The organism is Streptomyces sp. NBC_00078 (assembly GCF_026343335.1).
In the GTDB taxonomy this organism is placed as follows: domain Bacteria; phylum Actinomycetota; class Actinomycetes; order Streptomycetales; family Streptomycetaceae; genus Streptomyces.
Map to the genome: position 1 here is coordinate 2167477 of NZ_JAPELX010000001.1, position 18993 is coordinate 2186469.

Consider the following 18993-nt stretch of genomic DNA (forward strand, 5'->3'; position numbering starts at 1 on the left):
CTGCGCGGTACGGGCCGCCGGTCTTTCGATCCCCGCCCTCGACCGGCGGCCCCGGCGCGTTCCCCGTCCCGAAAGTGTTCACAGGACTGCAACACCCGTTCCCACCATGCGGACAATTGTGGTCGTGACCTCGACAAACGAGCCGTCGTACTGCCAATCTCCGGCCATGCACCTCGCCCCTCGCGCACTGCGCCGCGCCGTCACCGCGGCAACCATCGCCCTGCTTGCCACAGCCGTCGGCTGTGCCCCGCAGCCGGAGGAGAAGGCGGCGGCCACGCCGTCCGGGTCGGCCGGGAACACCTGCGCCAAGGGCAAGTTGGCCACCCAGACGTCCGGCAAGCTGACGATCGCTACCGACGAGCCCGCGTACGAGCCGTGGTTCAAGGACGACAAGCCCGCCAACGGCGAGGGCTACGAGTCGGCCGTCGCCTACGCCGTGGCACAGCGGCTCGGCTACGACAAGAGCGCCGTCGTCTGGCAGAGCGTGCCCTTCAACAAGGCCTTCGCGCCCGGTGTGAAGACCTTCGACTTCGACATCAACCAGGTGTCGATCAGTGCCGAGCGCAGGAAGGCCGTCGACTTCTCGTCCGGCTACTACGACGTGCGCCAGGCCGTGATCGCCCTGAAGGGCTCGAAGGCCGCGAAGGTGTCCGGCATCGCCGATCTGAAGGGCCTCAAGCTGGGCGCCCAGGTCGGCACCACCAGCCTCGACTACATCACCGACGTGGTGAAGCCGAAGCAGGAGGCCGCGGTCTACGCCAAGAACGACCAGGCCAAGTCCGCGCTGAAGAACGGCCAGGTGGACGCCATCGTCGTCGACCTGCCGACCGCCTTCTACATCACCGCCGCCGAAGTGACGGACGCGAAGATCGTCGGGCAGTTCGAGAACCAGGGCGGCACGCCCGAGCAGTTCGGGCTCGTCCTCGACAAGGGCAGCGCGCTCACCTCGTGCGTCACGAGCGCCGTGGACGCCCTGCGCAAGGACGGCACGCTCGCGAAGATCGAGAAGCAGTGGCTTTCCGACGCCGTCGACGCCCCGGTCCTCAAGTGACGCTCGCGAAGGAGGAGTCCGGCCGCGGCGGCGCGGACGACAAGGGTGACATGCCCGGCGGGGGCGAGGGCTACGTCCCGTCGCAGCGGCGGATCGAGCGCGAGGCCTTCAAACGCGCGCGTGCCCGCCGCGCGACGGCTCTCGCGGCGCTCTCGACCCTCGTCACAGGCATCGTCCTCTACCTGATCGTCGTCAACGCGCCCGGCTGGCCGCGCACCAAGGAGACGTTCTTCGACTGGCAGTACGCGCGCGAGGCGTTCCCCAAGGTCCTCGAAGGACTGTGGCTGAACGTGCGGCTGCTGCTGATCTGCGGCGTGGCGGTGCTGGTCCTCGGCATGCTGATCGCCATCGCGCGCACACTGCGCGGTCCCGTGTTCTTCCCCCTGAGGTTCCTGGCCGCCGCGTACACCGACTTCTTCCGCGGGCTGCCGCTGATCATCAACCTGATGATCGTGGTCCTGGGCGTCCCCGCGCTGCGCCTGCAGGGTGTGACCGTCGACCCGGTGCTGCTCGGCGGTACGGCGCTCACGCTCACGTACTCGGCGTACGTGGCCGAGGTGTTCCGCGCCGGCATCGAGTCCGTGCACCCCTCGCAGCGCGCGGCGGCCCGCTCGCTCGGCCTCACCAACCGGCAGGCGCTGCGGCACGTCGTCCTCCCGCAGGCCGTGCGCCGCCAGGTGCCGCCCCTGCTCAACGACCTGGTGTCGCTGCAGAAGGACACCGGTCTCGTGTCGATCGGCGGTGCCATCGACGCCGTACGGGCCGCGGACATCATCGTGGGGCGCAGCCTCAACTACACGCCGTACATCGTCGCGGGCCTGGTCTTCGTGGCGTTGACCATCCCGATGACCCGCTTCACGGACTGGGTGACGGCCCGGATGGACCGTCGGCGGGCCCAGGGAGGATCGATATGAGCGACGCGTCCGTGCTGCGCATGGAGTCCGTGCGCAAGACCTTCGGTGACTCGGTCGTCCTGCGAGACGTCGACCTGGAGGTCGCCCCGCACACGGTGACCGCGCTGATCGGCGCCTCGGGTTCCGGTAAGTCGACGCTGCTGCGGTGCGCCAACCTCCTGGAGGAGATCGACGACGGCGCGATCTGGCTGGACGGTGAGGAGATCACCGACCCGCGCACCGACCAGGACGCGGTACGCCGTCGTATCGGCGTCGTCTTCCAGGCGTACAACCTCTTTCCGCACATGACCGTCCTGGACAACATCACCCTCGCCCCGCGGCGCGTGCACGGCGTCTCCCGCGCGGAGGCCGAGGAGCGCGCCCGGGAGCTTCTGGAGCGGCTCGGTCTGGGCGGCAGGGCGGGCGAGTTCCCGGACCGGCTCAGCGGCGGTCAGCAGCAGCGTGTGGCGATCGCGCGTGCTCTCGCGGTGCGGCCCCGGCTGCTGCTGTTCGACGAGATCACCGCGGCCCTCGACCCGGAACTCGTCGGTGAGGTCCTCGCTGTCGTACGTGACCTCAAGGACGACGGCATGACCATGGTGCTGGCCACGCACGAGATGGGTTTCGCCCGGGACGTCGCCGACCAGGTTTGCTTTCTGGACGGGGGCGTGGTGCTGGAGCGCGGGACGGCGGAGCAGGTCTTCGGTGATCCGCAGCAGGAGCGCACACAGCGGTTCCTGCGGCGGATCGTGGAGGCGGGGCGGCTTTAAAAGCGCCGGCGCGGCTGTAAGGGCCGCCCGCCTGGCCATCAGGGCTTACGCGTCGGCCTGCGCCGCCCCCGCCAGCGCCGCGACGCGCTCCACTCCGAACACGTAACCCTGCACACCGCACCCGGCGATGACGCCGTCGGCACGGAGCGAGACGTACGAATGGTGCCGGAACGACTCGCGCTGGTGGATGTTGGAGATGTGCACCTCCAACACGGGCAGCCCGTCACAGGTGTTGAGAGCGTCCAGAATCGCAACCGACGTGTGGGAGTAGGCACCAGGATTGATGACGATCCCGCAGTGGTCGAGCCGCGCCTCGTGGATCCAGTCGACCAACTCGCCCTCGTGGTTGGACTGACGGAAGTCCACCGTGCCGCCGTGCGCGGCCGCCGCCTTGGCGCACAGGGCCTCGACGTCGGCGAGGGTGTCCTTGCCGTAGATCTCCGGCTGGCGCTGGCCGAGCAGGTTCAGGTTGGGCCCGTTGAGAATCATGATCGGGGCGTTGGCCAGGGTGCGGGGCACGGTTCCTCCGGTCCGGTCGGGTGGGCGATCCGGCGAAGGACCGCTGCTCGGACCGGTTTATCACGCTGTGTCGACGCTGGACCGGCCCGTATCCTCCCGGCGCATCGGCCTCACGTGGCGAGTGCCTTCTGAGCCGCTGCTGATGTTCACGGGCTTCCTGGGCGCGCTGATCGCGTTCATCACGATGTTCGGAGTCATCGCAGCGTATCTGCCCGAGTTGTACGAGCCGCGGGTGCGCTGCACTGCGGCGGTCGGCTACAACCTCGGTGGGGTGCTCGGGGGTGCTCTCACGCCGATCGCGGCGACGGCACTCGCCGAGCACGGGGGCAGGGTGCCGCGGGGCGTGGGCGCGTATCTGACGGCGATCGCGCTGCTGAGCCTGGGCTGCTTCGCGCTGCTGCCCGAGACGCGGCCGGTGCCGGTGGCCGTCGCGGCGCCGGTCATGGATTGATCGCCAGCTCCAAGTAGGCGGCGAACAGCACCAGATGGACGCCTCCCTGCAGGGGCGTGGCCCGGCCCGGCACCACGGTCAGGGAGCTGACCACCACGGTCAGCGCGAGCAGCACCATGTGCGTGGAGCCGAGGCCGAGGACGAGCGGGCCGGACAGCCAGATGGACGCCAGGGCCACCGCGGGGACGGTCAGGCCGATGCTGGCCATGGCGGAACCGAGGGCGAGGTTCAGACTGGTCTGCACCCGGTCCCGGCGGGCGGAGCGCAGGGCGGCGATGGTCTCGGGCAGCAGTACCAGCAGGGCGATGATCACTCCGACGACGGCGTGGTGCAGTCCGGCGTCCTCCACGCCGGACTCGATGGTCGGCGACACTCCCTTGGCCAGCCCGACCACGCCGATCAGCGCGAGGCCGAGCAGCCCGAGACTGGTCCAGGCGGAACGGGCGGACGGCGCGTCGGCGTGGCTCTCCGCCGTGATCACCTCGCCGTGACGGGTGATGGGCAGGAAGTAGTCGCGGTGCCGCACGGTCTGCGTCGCGACGAACAGGCCGTAGAGGATCAGCGAGGAGATCGCGGCGAAGGTGAGCTGTACGCCCGAGAACTCCGGGCCCGGCTTGCTCGTGGTGAACGTCGGCAGCACCAGGCTGAGCGTGGCCAGGGTGGCGACGGTCGCGAGGGCGGCGCCGGTGCCCTCGGGGTTGAAGACCGCCAGGCCGTGCCGGAGTGAGGCGACGAGGAGGCAGATGCCGACGATGCCGTTGCAGGTGATCATCACGGCTGCGAAGACGGTGTCCCGGGCCAGGGAGGAACTCTTGTCGCCGCCATCCACCATGAGGGTGACGATCAGGGCGACCTCGATGACCGTGACGGCGATGGCGAGCACGAGGGAGCCGAAGGGTTCGCCGACCCGGTGGGCGACCACCTCGGCATGATGGACGGCCGCCAGCACCGCGCCCGCGAGGACGAGTGTCACCAGGGCGACGACCGCCCCGGGCAGATCACGCCCCCAGGTGAAGACCAGCAGGACGACAGCGAGCGCCGGCACGAGGGACGTCCACTGTGTCGTGAGCGTCCTCAGCCGAGCGATCATGGAGTGGTCGTCGCAGAGGCGTACGGGCCCCCCGCACTCCGGCGGTGCGGGGCCCGTGTACGTCACCGGAACTCGGCCATGTCCAGCACGTCGCAGTCCGTGAAGGACGGCGGCCTGGTACACAACGCGGCCATCCGTTCGGCCATCTTCGTCGTCTCGGGGTCGTTGCTGTTGCGCATGGCCTCCTCGTACGAGTTGAACTCGATCACGACGAGATAGCGGCCCGGCTTGTTGCGGTCGTGCAGGACGAGCCGGTGCGTCGGGCCGCCACTGCGGCCGGCGAACTTCTTCTCCATCTCCTCGGACAGGGTCTGCATGTCCTCGATGCGGTCGGTTTCGAAGTCGACGATCTGCACGAACTTCATCGGTGCGTCCACGGTGCCTCCACCCGGCCAGGGCTCTCCCGGAGCGGGAGCGCTCAGCACCCAACGAAGCACCGGGAGCGGTGTTCGGCAATTCGCCGCGTACCGCTCCCGGTGGTGGTTGTCCCTACGTCGGTCGTGGTCAGGCCTGGATGCTGTCCTTCGGAGCGCCTTCGCTCTCCGCCTGCGCCGCTTCGGCTGCCGCCTGCTTCTTGGACGCCCTGAGGCTGGTGATCGTGGTGATCGCCAGGACGAGCACGATGAAGCCGAGCGAGAACGGGATGCCGATCTCGGGGACGTGGACCCCCGACTCGTGCAGCGCGTGCAGTACCAGCTTGACGCCGATGAAGCCCAGGATGATCGACAGGCCGTAACTGAGGTGGACCAGCTTCCTCAGCAGTCCGCCGATCAGGAAGTACAGCTGCCTGAGGCCCATCAGCGCGAACGCGTTCGCCGTGAACACGATGTAGGGGTCCTGGGTCAGACCGAAGATCGCGGGGATCGAGTCGAGCGCGAAGAGGACGTCGGTGGTGCCGATCGCGAGCATCACGACCAGCATCGGCGTCATGACCCGCTTGCCGTTCTGCGCGATCCACAGCTTGGTGCCGTGGTAGCGGTCGGCTACGCCGAAGCGGCGCTCGACGGCCTTGAGCAGCTTGTTCTCCTCGAACTCCTCGTCCTCCTCGTCGGCCCTGGCCTCCTGGATGAGCTTCCAGGCCGTCCAGATCAGGAAGGCGCCGAAGATGTAGAAGACCCAGGCGAAGCTGGCGAGGATGGCTGCCCCGGCTGCGATGAAGATCGCCCGCAGTACCAGGGCTATGAGGACACCGACGAGCAGGACCCGCTGCTGGTACTGGGACGGCACGGCGAACTTCGCCATGATCAGCACGAACACGAAGAGGTTGTCGACGCTCAGCGACTTCTCGGTGATGAAGCCCGCGAAGAACTCACCACCTGCCTGGCCGCCTCCGAAGACGAGCAGGCCGAGCCCGAAGAGCCCGGCGAGGGCGATCCAGACGACCGTCCAGATCCCGGCTTCCTTGATCGAGACGTCGTGCGGCTTGCGGCCGATGAAGAAGTCGACCGCGATGAGGGCGGCAAGGCCCACGATGGTCAGGACCCACAGGGTCGGGGAAACATTCACTGCGCCTCCGGCAGTACGTAACGGCAAATGTCAGCGTCGTCGCTGCCGGAGGTCTCTTCCACCCAGGCACGGGCCCTGGGCCGACGCCCCGGGATCTGGTTGATCCGTACTGACGAGTGCGCCGCAGCAGATAGGGAGTACTCCCCTCCGTGAGGTAAACAATACCTCAATCACCAAGGAAAGGTAAAGCAATTGGTAAAATAAATGCCAAGTTAGCTGGTCAGGGAGCTTTACATGTACTTGGTGCGGCTCTGTGAGACCTGACTGAGCACCTGCTGGAGCACCTGACTGCCGGGCGGCACGAGCGCCGGCTCGTACGTCCAGACATGGCCGACCCACGGGTCGGCGAGGTGGTCGTCGGGCAGCGGCGTGAGTCGCAGCAGCGAACGCCACAAGGGGTCGAGCAACGGCCCGTATCCGGCGGCCTCCTCGCGGTCCGCGACCATCATCAGGTGGACGCCGACGGCCGGGCCCTCGTCCGCGAGATAGCGCAGCTGGGTCACGGCACGGTCGTCGAAGCCGTGCGGGAAGTCGTTGACGATCAGGAGCTGCTCGGCGGTGTCCAAGCCCGGCGGCAGCGAGTCCGGCGCACCACCGCGCACCGCCATCTGCACCAGGTCGACACGCTGGGTGAGCCGAGTCAGGACGTCCGACACCCCTGCCGCGCCCGGGGCGGGTGGTGAGGCGAGCACGCCGGTCTGCACCAGCGGCGCGAGCGCCTGAGCCCCGGAGCCGGCCGGATCGATGACGTGCACGGCGAACTCGCCCGCCGGGTAGACCGCGAGCAGCCGGGCCGTCAGCGCCACCGCGGTGTCCATCGCGAGGCGCCCCAGTGCGTGGGCGTCCGCGTACGCGTACGACTCGTCGAGTGCTCCGGCGCGTCCGCTGTCGATCCACACACCGCGTTCGAGCGGCAGGCGGACCAGCATGGGGATGCGCAGCAGCTCGCTCTCGGGCAGGTACAGGTCGCCCAGGCGCACGGCCATCGGGATCTCCATCGGCACCCGGTAGGCGTGCCAGACGGGGTTGTCCCAGCGTGCGTACGCGGGTGGCAGCGCGGGCTCCACGACATCGGACTCCGCGGCCAGCTGGGCGAGGTCCCGGTCGAGAGCCTGGCGGGCCTGGTCGACGAGTTGCGCGTGCTTGCCCCGGGCCGCCTCGCGGGCGGCGTCGCCCTGTCCACCGATCCTGCTGCGCGGGTCGGACAGGACCTCGTCGAGCTCCTTCTCCATGCGTGAGTCGGCGAAGTCGACGGCGCTGCGGTACGCGGCCGTGGTCCGGGCCAGATCCTCGAACATCCCCCAGACCTGGTTGTACAGCCGCTCGTCCATCGACCAGCCGGTGGCGTCGCCCGCGACGGGCCGCGCGGGCTGCCCGGGCGGGGCCTCGGGCGCGGCCGGCGGGGGCGTGGGCGGTGCGGCGTTCTGCCGCCCGGGGTGGCTGTAGTTGACCGGGCTGCCGGCCTGGGGAACGGACGGCTGGGTGGCCGCGGAAGGGTCCGCTGGATACCCGGACTGCGTGCCCTGTGGACCGTACGGGGACGTGGGCTGCGGGGTCGCGTGACCAGCGGTGGCCTGCGGCGCCGGCCCGCCCTGGTCGGGGCCCGGCGCCGGTGCGACGGCCTGGCGGGTACGGTCGCCGTCCGCCGTGCGTTGCGGAGGTGCCGGCACCGAGCGGGCCAGGCCCTGAGCCACGGCCTCGTTGATCATGCCCGCGAGGTGGTGGGCCTCGGGCAGGCCCCGGTCGGCGAAGAGCTCGGCGAGGCCGCCCGCGTAGCCCTGGCCGACGGCACGCACCTTCCAGGCGCCCTGCCGTCGGTAGAGTTCCAGGGCGACGACGGCCGACTCGGCGTCGAGACCGGTGATCGTGTAACTGGCGACCTCGGTGCCGTCGAGGCCGGTGACCGCAACGAACGGGGCCGCCACGGCGCCGAAGCGGACCGGCCCCCCGCCGCCGGTGGGCAGGGCGAGCAGCACATCGACGCGGTGCACGGCCTCCGGCATGGCGTCCAGATCCACCGCGAGACGGTGATCGGCGGCCGCCTGCTTGGAGACCTCGAGCCCCGGCAGCGTGGGGGCACCCGGGTGGGCCACCCATTCCACGCCGCGTGCCCTGCCCTGCTCGTCGCTGAGCGTGGCCGAGGCCACGACCGGTGCGCCGGCCGAGACCCGGATCTCGAGACGGGCTTGGGAGAGCGAGTGGTTCTGCCCCCGCACCAGCTCGGCCGTCATCGCCCTCGTCCCCCTGTGTGCTGGTCTGTCGTGTCCTGTGCCGCCAGGGCCTGCCCTCCGACAGGCCCTGGCGGGATTGCCCTACAGGTGCGGCAGGATCGACGGCATCAGATCCTGGAAGGTGCGGCCGTTGGCCGGGGTGCCGAGCGCGGTCATCGTCCAGCCGGGGCCCGAGCGGTGCACCTTGGCCATGATCTGGGCCGTGTAGGCGCCGCCGCCCGCCAGCGTGTAGCGGGCCAGCTCCTGGCCGTTGGTCTCGTCGACCAGACGGCAGAACGCGTTCTGCACTTCCTGGAAGGTCTGGCCCGTGAAGGAGTTCACCGTGAAGACGATCTGGTCGATGTGCACCGGGATGCGTGCCAGGTCCACGAGGATCGCCTCGTCGTCGCCGCCCTGGCCGACACCGCCCACGAGGTTGTCGCCGGTGTGGCGCACCGAGCCGTCGTCGCTCACCAGGTGGCGGAAGAAGACGACGTCGATCGGCTGCTTGTCCGCGAACAGGACCGCGGAGGCGTCCAGGTCGATCTCCCGCGTGCGCGAGCCGAACAGGCCGCGCCGGGGAGCCGCCTGCCAGCCGAGACCCATGCGCACCGCGGTCAGGCTGCCTCCGTCGTTCTTCTGCAGACTGATGGCCTGACCCTTGGTCATGTTGACGGTCACGCGCTGATTCCCCTCTCGAACTGTCCCCTGTTGCCGCAGAGTCCGCGGTTGATCCGAACCCTACGCAGGGCCCCTGACCGTGCCGTACCCCGACCCGTACTTTGTGTCGGTCTTGCAACACAGAGCGCGTAGGCCGAGGTCCGGCGGTGGCCCGCGGAGGTCAGGCCAGACCCGCCTCCCTCATCTGACGCAGTTCCTTCTTCATCTCGGAGACCTCGTCGCGCAGTCGGGCCGCGATCTCGAACTGGAGGTCGGCGGCCGCGGCCCGCATACGCGCCGTCATCTCCTCGATCTGCTCGGCGAGTTCGGCCGCGGGCCGGTCGGTCGGAACCGTCTCCTTGGCCTTGCCCTTGGCGGACTTGGCGCCGCCTGCCGCCTTGCCGCCGAGGGCGGGCACGGGTGCCTTGGCGCCCTTGCCCTCCTTCAGCTTGCGGTACCCGGAGCCGAGCAGCTGTTCGGTGTCGACGTCCTCGCGGGCGATCTGCGCGACGATGTCGTTGATCTTCTTGCGGAGGGGCTGGGGGTCGATGCCGTTCGCCGTGTTGTACGCGACCTGCTTCTCCCGGCGGCGGTTGGTCTCGTCGATGGCCTTCTCCATCGCCGGGGTGATCTTGTCGGCGTACATGTGGACCTGGCCGGAGACGTTGCGCGCCGCGCGGCCGATGGTCTGGATCAGGGAGGTGCCGGAGCGCAGGAAGCCCTCCTTGTCGGCGTCGAGGATGGCCACCAGGGACACCTCGGGAAGGTCGAGGCCCTCTCGCAGGAGGTTGATGCCGACCAGGACGTCGAACTCACCGGAGCGCAGTTCGCGCAGCAGCTCGACGCGGCGCAGGGTGTCGACGTCGCTGTGCAGATAGCGAACCTGGATGCCGAGTTCCAGGAAGTAGTCCGTGAGGTCCTCGGCCATCTTCTTGGTGAGGGTGGTGACCAGGACGCGCTCGTCCTTCTCGGTACGCGTCCGGATCTCGTGCACCAGGTCGTCGATCTGCCCCTCGGTGGGCTTGACCACGACCTCCGGGTCGATCAGGCCGGTGGGGCGGATGATCTGCTCGACGGCGCCGTCCCCGCGCGAGAGTTCGTACTTGCCCGGGGTCGCCGACAGATAGACCGTCTGCCCGATGCGCTCCTGGAACTCCTCCCACTTCAGGGGACGGTTGTCGAGGGCCGAGGGCAGGCGGAAGCCGTGGTCGACGAGGGTGCGCTTGCGGGAGGCGTCGCCCTCGTACATGGCGCCGATCTGCGGCACGGTGTTGTGCGACTCGTCGATGACGAGCAGGAAGTCCTCCGGGAAGTAGTCCAGGAGGGTGTTGGGCGGGGAGCCGGGCGAGCGGCCGTCGAAGTGCATCGAGTAGTTCTCGACGCCCGAGCAGGAGCCGATCTGGCGGAGCATTTCGAGGTCGTACGTCGTGCGCATCCGCAGGCGCTGGGCCTCCAGGAGCTTGCCCTGCTTCTCCAGCTCGGCCAGGCGCTCCCCGAGTTCCTTCTCGATGTCGTTGGAGGCCCGCTCCAGTCTCTCGGGACCCGCGACGTAGTGGGAGGCCGGGAAGACGTACAGGTGCTCGTCGTCGCTGATGATCTCGCCGGTGAGCGGGTGGAGTGTGGACAGCGCCTCGATCTCGTCGCCGAACATCTCGATGCGGACGGCGAGTTCCTCGTAGACCGGGAAGATCTCGATGGTGTCGCCGCGGACGCGGAAGGTGCCGCGCGTGAACGCCAGGTCGTTGCGTGTGTACTGGATGTCGACGAAGCGGCGCAGCAGCTGGTCCCGGTCGATCTCGTCGCCGACCCGGAGGGGGACCATGCGGTCCACGTACTCCTGCGGGGTACCGAGGCCGTAGATGCAGGACACCGAGGCGACCACGATGACGTCACGGCGGGTGAGCAGCGAGTTGGTCGCGGAGTGGCGCAGGCGCTCGACCTCCTCGTTGATCGAGGAGTCCTTCTCGATGTAGGTGTCCGACTGGGGGACGTAGGCCTCGGGCTGGTAGTAGTCGTAGTACGAGACGAAGTACTCGACGGCGTTGTTCGGCAGGAGCTCTCGGAACTCGTTCGCCAGCTGGGCGGCCAGGGTCTTGTTCGGCGCCATCACGAGCGTGGGGCGCTGGAGCTTCTCGATCATCCACGCGGTGGTGGCGGACTTGCCGGTGCCGGTCGCGCCGAGCAGGACGACGTCCTTCTCGCCTGCCTCGATGCGTTTGGCCAGCTCGGCGATGGCCGCCGGCTGGTCGCCGCTGGGCTGGTAGGGGCTGACGACCTCGAAGGGCGCCACCGTGCGTTCGATGTTGGAAACGGGCCGCATGGAATCCACCGTACGACCCGGCACTGACAACGCGGACCGATCAGCGGTTCTGCGGGGTGCGCGAGGTGCGCCGGCCCGGCTGCCGGACCGGGCGGAGCGGGGGGCGGTGGGCCGGGTGGTGGACCGCCGGATGGGCCGGCACGCCCGGCTTGTGCTCGACGGGGGTCCAGTCGGGTTTCCCCGTGACCATCAGCGGGTCGAACACCACGACCGCCCCCGCGAGCAGGAGGAAGGCGAGCGGACCGACGAGCATGGGCCACAGCAGCTCGGCGGGCGATGCGCCGGCGGTGGGTGCCCCCGTGTCGTGGATGTGGACGCTGAGGGCCGCCATGCCCGTGTAGTGCATGCCGCTGACGGCGAGCCCCATGACGAGGCTCGCGCCCACGCTCCACAGGAAGCCTCTGACCTGTCCGGCCGCCCACAGAGCGGCGGTCGCGGCCGCCATCGCTATGACGACGGAGACGGCGACGGTCACCGTGTTGTACTCCAGCTGTCCGTTCAGGCGCATTCCGGCCATGCCCAGATAGTGCATCGAGGCAATACCCAGGCCGGTGATCGTGCCTCCGGTGAACAGGGCCGTACCTTTCGCACCCTTGTAGCCGACGATGAATATGCCGATACCCACCATGACGATGGCGACTCCGAGGCTGGCGAACGTCATCGTCCTGTCGTAGTGGATGGGCGTCTGTTTGACCTTGAAGCCCATCATCGCGACGAAGTGCATGGTCCATATACCGGAAGCGATGGCCGCCGAACCGAGGGCCAGCCAGCCGGGCCGCCAGGAGTGCGAGACGACCATGGATCTGGTGGTGCAGCGCAGGCCGAGAGCGCCGCCGAGGGAGGCCATGAAGAAGGCCACCAGCGGTGTGACGAGTCCGTAGCTGAATCCGTCGACCGTGCCTTGCATGCGCGGCTGCCCTTCCCGCCTTCGTACGTCCCGTAATTCCCTGAAATACGCCCCTCCCGGGACCGCCCGAGCGGTCAGGGGTGAGGCAGAGAGTATGACTCCCACCGGAATGGTCGAACGATTTTCCGGCAAAGAAACACGGCGTTGCCTCAGTTGTGCGGCAACAGTGAGCGCACTTGGGGGATCTGCATTCAATGTGTGGCCATCTTGTACCCCTCCGCCGTTGACGCTCTGCTGTCACAGTTGATCTGACCGTGATCGACCGACGCGAGGAGTACGCATGCACGCGCGCGCAGTCGCCGCCATCACCGCCGCTCTCCTGGGGACCGCCACCCTTCTGCTGCCGGGCTCCGCCGCCCGGGCCGGCGACGCCGGGGTGCGGCCGCTGGTCATCGGCCACCGGGGGGCGGCCGCCTACGCGCCCGAGAACACGCTGGCCTCCATCGACAAGGCGGCCGAGCTGGGCATCACCTGGGTCGAGAACGACGTCCAGCGCACCAAGGACGGCGAGCTCGTCGTCATCCACGACGACAGCCTGCAGCGCACCACGGACGTCGAGCAGGTGTTCCCCCACCGGGCACCCTGGAAGGTGAAGGACTTCACCGCGGCCGAGGTCGCGCGCCTCGACGCGGGCAGCTGGTTCGGCTCCGGGTACGGGTGCGCGCGCGTGCCGACGCTGACGCAGTACATGCGCCGCGTCGAGCACAACCACCAGAAGCTGCTGCTGGAGATCAAGAACCCCGACCTGTATCCGGGCGTCGAGGGGCAGACCCTGAAGGTCCTCGGCAACGAGGGCTGGCTCGACCGGCGGCATCTGGCCGACCGGTTGATCGTGCAGAGCTTCAGCGCGGACAGCCTGCGGATCGTCCACGACCTCAAACCCGCTGTCAGGACGGGCCTCCTCGGCATGCCGCGCGTCTCGCAACTGCCCGGGTACGCGAGCTTCACCGACGGGATCAACCCGTCGTACGGATCGCTCTCTCGGGGTTACGTCGCCGCCGTGCACTCCGTGACGGGACCGCACGGCCGGCCGCTCGCCGTCTTCGCCTGGACCGTCGACGACGCGGACACCGCCCGCCGGGTCGCCCGGTACCGCGTGGACGGCCTCATCACCAACAGGCCGGATGTGGTCCGGGCCGCCCTGCAGGCCCCCTGAGCCCGGCTCGCCGGGCGTTGTCAGTGCCGGGTCGTACGGTGGGCGCATGGACAGCGATGGGCAGTACGAACAGCAGGTCGTGTGGGCGGTGGTCGGCACCGGGATCGGCCCGCTGCTGCTGGCCGCGACCCGCGAAGGCCTGGTCAACGTCGTGTTCCACGCCACCGGGGCGACACGCGACATGGCGCTCGACCGGCTGGCCTCCCGGCTGGGCTGCGAGCCCGTCGAGGCACCCGGCTCGCCGCTGCTGACCGAGGCGATACGTCAGGTCGAGGCGTACTTCGCGGGCGATCGGCGCGACTTCGAGCTGGCGCTGGACTGGTCGCTGATCTCGGGCTTCAACCGGCAGGTGCTGCGCGAACTGGCCGGCGGTGTCCCGTACGGCGCGGTGGTGGGCTACGGCGACCTCGCCGGGCGGGTGGGCCAGCCGGGCGCGGCCCAGGCGGTCGGGGTGGCGATGGGGTCCAATCCGCTGCCGGTCGTCGTGCCCTGTCACCGGGTGGTGGAGAGCCACGGGGGCATCGGCGGGTTCGGGGGCGGGCTGGAGACGAAGCGCAAGCTGCTCGCTCTGGAGGGAGTGCTGCCCGAGCCGCTGTTCTGATACTCAAAGGGGCGCGCGAAGGGTGGCCGGGAAGCGGAACGGGCAGCAGACTCCGCCATGCGCACGACCACTGGCATCCGAGGGTTCGGAGGTGGACGCGGCGGTCAACGCGACCGTGATCGGTACGGACGACGCGCCGCGCGGCGACGCCGAGTTCGACCAGGGCGCCGGCACACGTACGTGCTCGATCCGCACCGGGCGCTGACCTGCGTACGGCCAGGTCTGAGGCCCTGAGCAGTGGGTGCCCACGCACACGTGGGCACCCGCCATGCCCTGGTGGTCGTGGTTCTGCGCCCTGGGTGGCAGTGGGGCCCCGTGCCCTGTCGGTCGTGGTCTCCCGTGCCTGTTCAGTCGTAGTGCCGGGCCTCGAAGACGTTTCCGTCCGGGTCGCGGAAGTAGAAGCTGCGCCTGGCCTTCCCGCGGGCGCCGTAGGAGTCGTACGAGAACTCCGAGATGGGGACGGCGCGTTCCGTCAGGCGGTTGTGCAGGGCGTCGAAGTCGTCGCCGGTCAGGGCCAGGCAGACGTGGTTGACCGGGTGGCCCGCGCTTTCGGGGGCGCCGGGGAGCATCTTCATGTGCGCCGCCATGGTGCGGGGCATGAGATCGATGATGGTCTCGTCGTTGAGCCGTACCGAGGGGAAGGGAGCCTTCCCCTCGGAGAACTCGGTGATCCTCAGGGGGCGCAGTCCGACGGCCTTCTCGTAGAAGCCGGCCGCGGCGACCGGGTCATGTACCCACAGGACGACATGGTCGAGACGTGTCGTGTTATCCGTCATGTTCTTCAGGCTGGTGCCGTCTCCCACAGGCCGCAAGGGCCTGCCCGGAGCTGCCGCTCGCCGGAGACGGAGGGCCGGGTCGGGGGTTACGCCTTGCATCCCCATGCCGAGATCATCGGCGCCGTGGCCAGGTCCATTGCGCCGGATGCGATGTTCGCCAGGTGGCGGTCGATGTCCTCGTTCGTGGCGATGTCCGCGCTGACGAGGCGGTCGCGGATCTGGCGGACAGTGGCCGATTCGAGGGCGGCGCAGGCCGGCGAGGTGAGCGGGAAGTACGCGTCGGCCTCCACCTGGCCCAGGCCTGCCTCGCGGAGCAGTCGCGGGAGGCGGCGGCCGTAGGCGAGATCGGCGCCCCGGTCGGCGAGCAGTTGGCGGAAGCCGTGCCGCAGGCGGTTGGCGAGCTCCTGCTCGGGGCCGTGCTCGTCGGGGCAGACCAGGGGTTGCAGGGCGGGATCGGCATCCTCGATCAGAAGCCGACCGCCGGGGCGCAGGGCCTTGACCATCGAACGCAACGCCCGTTCGCGGTCCGGCACATGGACGAGGACGAGCCGGGCGTGCACCAGGTCGAAGCCCTCGCCTGGCGGCTCCTCGGCGCCGACGTCGTGGACCCGCACGTCCACCGGCGGACGGGCGACGGAGGCGAGCAGGGACGTGTCGATGTCCGTGGCGACGACCTTTCCGCTCACACCGACCTTCTCGGCCAGCCAGGACACCACGGAGGTGCCGCCCGCGCCCACCTCCCAGCAGCGCCAGCCGGATCCGACGCCCAACGCTTCGAGATGCCGGAAGGTCGTCGGGTCGAAGAGGGTGGCGAAGGCGCCGAAGCGCTCTCCCGCCTCGTTCTGCTGGTTGCCGAGGAGGTATCCGTCGGATCGCGTCATGGCGCGATCATCCCAGCCGCGCGGCCGGCTCGGCGGAAGCCGTCGGCGCCTCGGCGCACGGCTTGCACGGGACGCCGGCCCGGTCGTCGGGGAACCCTTCGTCCACAGGCCGGAACCAAGCGGAATGCCCTGCTCCCACAGGCTCACCCGCCGCTTACACAGACCTGGCACACTGGCGCGCCAAGGCACAAGCAGGCGGTTCATCACGCAGGTGAACCGCGCACCACGCATCGAGCCGGAGATCCACGCAAGGAGATCCAGATGTCCATGGCAGGGAATCTGCGGAAGGTCACCCACCTCGGCAGGGTCGGCGGCCTCCGTACGGTGGCACGGCTGGCCAGGCGGCGCCCTCGCGTCGACCTGAGTCACCCGGCCAGGTCCCCGCTGGGCTCCTCGGTGGTGAACTGCGTGACCTACCGGGACGGCATGCGGGTCCCCGGCGGCAGCGATCTGGTGGACACCGTGGAGCGCGTGCGCAAGAAGGGGGACGGGTTCGTGTGGCTGGGGCTGCACGAGCCGACGGATCAGGAGTTCGCCGGCATCGCCGACCTCTTCGACCTGCATCCGCTGGCGGTCGAGGACGCGGTCGAGGCGCATCAGCGACCGAAGCTGGAGCGCTACGGCGAGACACTGTTCGCCGTGTTCAAGACGGTCTGCTACGTCGAGCACGAGGAGCTGACAGCGACGAGCAAGGTGGTGAACACCGGCGAGATTATGCTGTTCGTCGGTGAGGACTTCGTGATCACCGTCCGGCATGGGATGCACGGCTCGCTGGGCCCGCTGCGCGAGGACCTGGAGTCCGACCCCCACCAGCTCGCGAAGGGGCCGGCGGCGGTGCTGCACGCCGTCGCGGACCACGTGGTCGACGACTATCTGCACGTCACCGACTCCATACAGGCGGACATCGACCAGGTGGAGATGGACGTGTTCGCGGAGGGCGGCGCGCGGGCCGACCCGGGCCGGATCTACCAGCTCAAGCGTGAACTGCTGGAGCTGAAGCGCGCCGTCGTCCCCCTGGGCCGCCCGGTCGAGGACCTCGCCACGCGGCCTGTGCGGGTGGTCGGCCCGGAGATACAGACCTACTTCAGGGATGTTTTCGATCACCTCATGCGGGCGAAGGAGCAGATCGCCTCTTTCGACGAACTGCTCAACTCGATTCTGCAGGCTCATCTCGCGCAGGTCACCGTTGCCCAGAACGAGGACATGCGGAAGATCACGGCCTGGGCCGCGGTGATCGCCGTACCGACGATGGTCTGCGGCGTGTACGGCATGAACTTCGATCACATGCCGGAGCTGCACTGGAGGTTCGGCTATCCGCTGGTCATAGGCGTGATGTCGTTGGCGTGTCTGGTGCTGTACCGCGGCTTCAGACGCAGCGGCTGGCTGTGACGCGCCGCGCCCGGCGGGTCAGCGGCTCGTTCCCCTCGCGTACACCCTGTGGGCGAAGTCGGCGATCTGGTCCTCCGTCAGATGCTGGGCCAGGTCGGCCTCGCTGATCATCCCGACCAGCCGCTTGTTCTCGATGACGGGGAGCCGGCGGATCTGGTGGTCCTGCATCTCCCGGAGTACGTCGCCGACGTCGGCACTCGCGTCGATCCAGCGCGGGGTGCCGTGAGCCATCTCGCCCGCGGTGACCTTGGCCGGGTCGTGGCCCATGGCCACACAGCCGACGACGATGTCGCGGTCGGTGAGGATGCCGCAGAGCCGCTCGTTCTGGTCGCTGATGGGCAGGGCTCCGACGTTCAGCTCGCGCATCAGCTGGGCCGCGCGGTCCAGCGTCTCGTTCGCGGGGATCCACTGGGCGCCACGGTGCATGATGTCTCCGGCGGTGGTCATGGAGTACCTCCCGGTGCCGGAAGGCCGGCGCGGCGCGGGAACGCTCCGCTAGTCCCGGCGCCCTACATTCTCGCCGCGCGGCCCGCCCCGTGCACCCGGAACCCCGCGGTAGCAGGCGGCCCGGGAAGGCGGCGTCAGGCCGAGAAACCGACGATCCGCCGGGGGACGATGCGGATGATCACGCGGACCTCGTCGTCCTTCTCGGCGTGCGGGTCGATGCCGAGGTATTTGTGCGAGAGCTCGTAGGGGAGCCGCTTGCCCTCGTCAGCGAGGATCTCGGCGGTGCCGCGGATCTCGACCGAGGTGTAAGGGTCGGCGAGGTCGAAGACCGAGAGGCTGATGCGGGGGTCACGGCGGAGGTTGCGCACCTTCTGGCGTCCGTCGGTGGAGGAGAAGAGCACGGTGTCGCCGTCGCGCTTGATCCAGACCACCGAGTTCTGCGGGGCGCCGTCGGGGCCGAGGGTGGCAACGCTGGCGAAGTTCCTGCCGTCGAGAAGGGCGCGGACGGAGTCGGCGAAGAGGACGGGATCACTCGATGCGGTCGGCATGGGACCACCATAACTAAATGCACGCGCATATAAAAGTGGTGGGGTGCCATCTCGCGGCCGATCACCCTCTCCATGCCGGATGCCGTTGATCGTCGGCACGCACCAGGACGTCGGCCGTGTCCGCCGGGTTGGTCTCGTCCGCGTAGCGCTCGAAGGCGGGGAGCGTCCAGTGGTCGGCCTCGGGGGTACGGCGGCGCAGCGCGCCGGGTGAGAGGAGGACGTGGACGGTCAGATCGAAGGGGAACCAGTGACGCAGCAGGAGAGGGCCGTGCAGCAACAGGAAGCCACCGGGCGGGAGTGGGACGTAGGGGCTGCGCGTGGCGCGGTCGGTGGCCGGGTCCCACAGGTCGGGCAGGACGCGTCCGTCGCCGCCTGCTTCGAGGGGTCCGAACACCTCGCGCCACAGGGCGCCGGTGTCCAACCAGCCGTCGTAGTAGGCGTCGACGTCCTGGTGGCCGTACTCCAGGCGGAGCGAGGCGGGCCGCAGGAAGCCCTCGGCGCCGACGGTCAGCGAGGGGCGGCCGAGTATGCGCAGGGCCTCGGCGACCCGCTCGGCGAGGTCTCCGGGGCGGGCCGCCGGAGCTCCGTCGAAGGCGATGCGGGGCCAGGAGCCGCCGTCGGCCGGCTTGAGGTCGAGCAGACGCTCGGCCAGGAGGTCGCCGAGCCGGTCCCAGGTGATCGCTTCGAGTCGCACACGGCCCATGATGCGCCAGCCGCCCGCCCGGATGCGTCGCACACCCGCTGGCAGGGAAGGTGTACGGGAGGAGGGTGTGCGGAGCGCGGGCGCAGAGGGCGGTTGCGCGGTGGTCCAAGGTCCT

At 69.4% G+C, this 18993-nt stretch carries 19 protein-coding genes and 1 pseudogene; 7 read left to right on the plus strand and 13 right to left on the minus strand.

Annotated elements, in window-relative coordinates:
• The first annotated feature begins 166 nt into the window (after nucleotides 1-166).
• From OOK07_RS10115 to OOK07_RS10125, 3 genes are read left to right on the plus strand one after another with little or no spacing between them, the layout of a single operon-like run.
• On the plus strand, nucleotides 167-1051 hold the full coding sequence (locus tag OOK07_RS10115; RefSeq protein ID WP_266801920.1) for an ABC transporter substrate-binding protein: 885 nt from the start codon (nucleotides 167-169) through the stop codon (nucleotides 1049-1051).
• Entirely contained in the window at nucleotides 1048-1965 is a 918-nt protein-coding gene (locus OOK07_RS10120) for an amino acid ABC transporter permease (RefSeq protein WP_266678925.1), read from the plus strand. The genes OOK07_RS10115 and OOK07_RS10120 overlap by 4 nt, the downstream gene beginning before the upstream one ends.
• Complete coding sequence (locus OOK07_RS10125) at nucleotides 1962-2714, plus strand: amino acid ABC transporter ATP-binding protein (protein ID WP_266678927.1); 753 nt, start codon at nucleotides 1962-1964, stop codon at nucleotides 2712-2714. The genes OOK07_RS10120 and OOK07_RS10125 overlap by 4 nt, the downstream gene beginning before the upstream one ends.
• Before the next feature lie 45 nt (nucleotides 2715-2759).
• On the opposite strand, the gene aroQ is transcribed toward OOK07_RS10125, so the two are convergent.
• Nucleotides 2760-3233, minus strand: coding sequence for a type II 3-dehydroquinate dehydratase (gene aroQ, locus OOK07_RS10130; protein ID WP_266678929.1), 474 nt, complete (start codon nucleotides 3231-3233; stop codon nucleotides 2760-2762).
• Between the two features lie 130 nt (nucleotides 3234-3363).
• Between aroQ and OOK07_RS10135 the strand changes: the two are divergent.
• Nucleotides 3364-3684, plus strand: a pseudogene (locus OOK07_RS10135) (MFS transporter); the annotation flags it as partial.
• Here OOK07_RS10135 and OOK07_RS10140 read toward each other — a convergent pair.
• The 7 genes from OOK07_RS10140 to OOK07_RS10170 all read right to left on the minus strand — a co-directional run bounded on the left by OOK07_RS10140 (nucleotide 3674) and on the right by OOK07_RS10170 (nucleotide 12377).
• On the minus strand, nucleotides 3674-4774 hold the full coding sequence (locus tag OOK07_RS10140; protein ID WP_266796010.1) for a calcium:cation antiporter: 1101 nt from the start codon (nucleotides 4772-4774) through the stop codon (nucleotides 3674-3676). The pseudogene OOK07_RS10135 and the gene OOK07_RS10140 sit on opposite strands and share 11 nt — an antisense overlap.
• A gap of 62 nt (nucleotides 4775-4836) precedes the next feature.
• The gene (locus OOK07_RS10145; RefSeq protein ID WP_266796012.1) at nucleotides 4837-5151 is read right to left on the minus strand and encodes a hypothetical protein; all 315 of its coding nucleotides are present in this window, start codon (nucleotides 5149-5151) and stop codon (nucleotides 4837-4839) included.
• A 127-nt stretch (nucleotides 5152-5278) separates the two neighbouring features.
• A complete protein-coding gene (locus OOK07_RS10150; protein ID WP_266678935.1) occupies nucleotides 5279-6280 on the minus strand; it encodes a TerC/Alx family metal homeostasis membrane protein in 1002 nt (333 codons plus the stop codon).
• A gap of 230 nt (nucleotides 6281-6510) precedes the next feature.
• Nucleotides 6511-8511: a TerD family protein gene (locus OOK07_RS10155; protein ID WP_266796014.1), complete on the minus strand. Its 2001-nt coding sequence runs from the start codon at nucleotides 8509-8511 to the stop codon at nucleotides 6511-6513.
• 81 nt (nucleotides 8512-8592) lie between these two features.
• Nucleotides 8593-9171: a TerD family protein gene (locus OOK07_RS10160; RefSeq protein ID WP_266678939.1), complete on the minus strand. Its 579-nt coding sequence runs from the start codon at nucleotides 9169-9171 to the stop codon at nucleotides 8593-8595.
• Nucleotides 9172-9331: 160 nt separating this feature from the next.
• Entirely contained in the window at nucleotides 9332-11470 is a 2139-nt protein-coding gene (uvrB, locus tag OOK07_RS10165; RefSeq protein ID WP_266678941.1) for an excinuclease ABC subunit UvrB, read from the minus strand.
• Nucleotides 11471-11510: 40 nt separating this feature from the next.
• A complete protein-coding gene (locus OOK07_RS10170) occupies nucleotides 11511-12377 on the minus strand; it encodes an MHYT domain-containing protein (RefSeq protein ID WP_266796017.1) in 867 nt (288 codons plus the stop codon).
• Nucleotides 12378-12657: 280 nt separating this feature from the next.
• Here OOK07_RS10170 and OOK07_RS10175 point away from each other — a divergent pair, with 280 nt between their 5' ends.
• Complete coding sequence (locus OOK07_RS10175) at nucleotides 12658-13533, plus strand: glycerophosphodiester phosphodiesterase (RefSeq protein WP_266678945.1); 876 nt, start codon at nucleotides 12658-12660, stop codon at nucleotides 13531-13533.
• 46 nt (nucleotides 13534-13579) lie between these two features.
• Nucleotides 13580-14134, plus strand: a complete 555-nt coding sequence (locus OOK07_RS10180) for a methylated-DNA--[protein]-cysteine S-methyltransferase (RefSeq protein ID WP_266796018.1) — start codon at nucleotides 13580-13582, stop codon at nucleotides 14132-14134.
• 347 nt (nucleotides 14135-14481) lie between these two features.
• Here OOK07_RS10180 and OOK07_RS10185 read toward each other — a convergent pair whose 3' ends face one another.
• Together OOK07_RS10185 and OOK07_RS10190 are read right to left on the minus strand one after the other, a co-directional pair.
• Entirely contained in the window at nucleotides 14482-14910 is a 429-nt protein-coding gene (locus OOK07_RS10185; protein ID WP_266678948.1) for a VOC family protein, read from the minus strand.
• 86 nt (nucleotides 14911-14996) lie between these two features.
• Nucleotides 14997-15791, minus strand: a complete 795-nt coding sequence (locus OOK07_RS10190; protein ID WP_266796019.1) for a methyltransferase domain-containing protein — start codon at nucleotides 15789-15791, stop codon at nucleotides 14997-14999.
• Nucleotides 15792-16052: 261 nt separating this feature from the next.
• Here OOK07_RS10190 and corA point away from each other — a divergent pair, with 261 nt between their 5' ends.
• Nucleotides 16053-17180 carry a magnesium/cobalt transporter CorA gene (gene corA / locus OOK07_RS10195; RefSeq protein ID WP_266678952.1) on the plus strand — a complete coding sequence of 376 codons (1128 nt, stop codon included), beginning with the start codon at nucleotides 16053-16055 and terminating at the stop codon, nucleotides 17178-17180.
• 18 nt (nucleotides 17181-17198) lie between these two features.
• On the opposite strand, the gene OOK07_RS10200 is transcribed toward corA, so the two are convergent.
• From OOK07_RS10200 to OOK07_RS10210, 3 genes are all read right to left on the minus strand, one after another.
• Entirely contained in the window at nucleotides 17199-17627 is a 429-nt protein-coding gene (locus tag OOK07_RS10200; protein WP_266796020.1) for a CBS domain-containing protein, read from the minus strand.
• Nucleotides 17628-17761: 134 nt separating this feature from the next.
• Entirely contained in the window at nucleotides 17762-18175 is a 414-nt protein-coding gene (locus OOK07_RS10205; protein WP_266678956.1) for a PPOX class F420-dependent oxidoreductase, read from the minus strand.
• Between the two features lie 61 nt (nucleotides 18176-18236).
• Nucleotides 18237-18878, minus strand: coding sequence for a nucleoside/nucleotide kinase family protein (locus OOK07_RS10210; RefSeq protein WP_266801921.1), 642 nt, complete (start codon nucleotides 18876-18878; stop codon nucleotides 18237-18239).
• Nucleotides 18879-18993 lie beyond the last annotated feature (115 nt).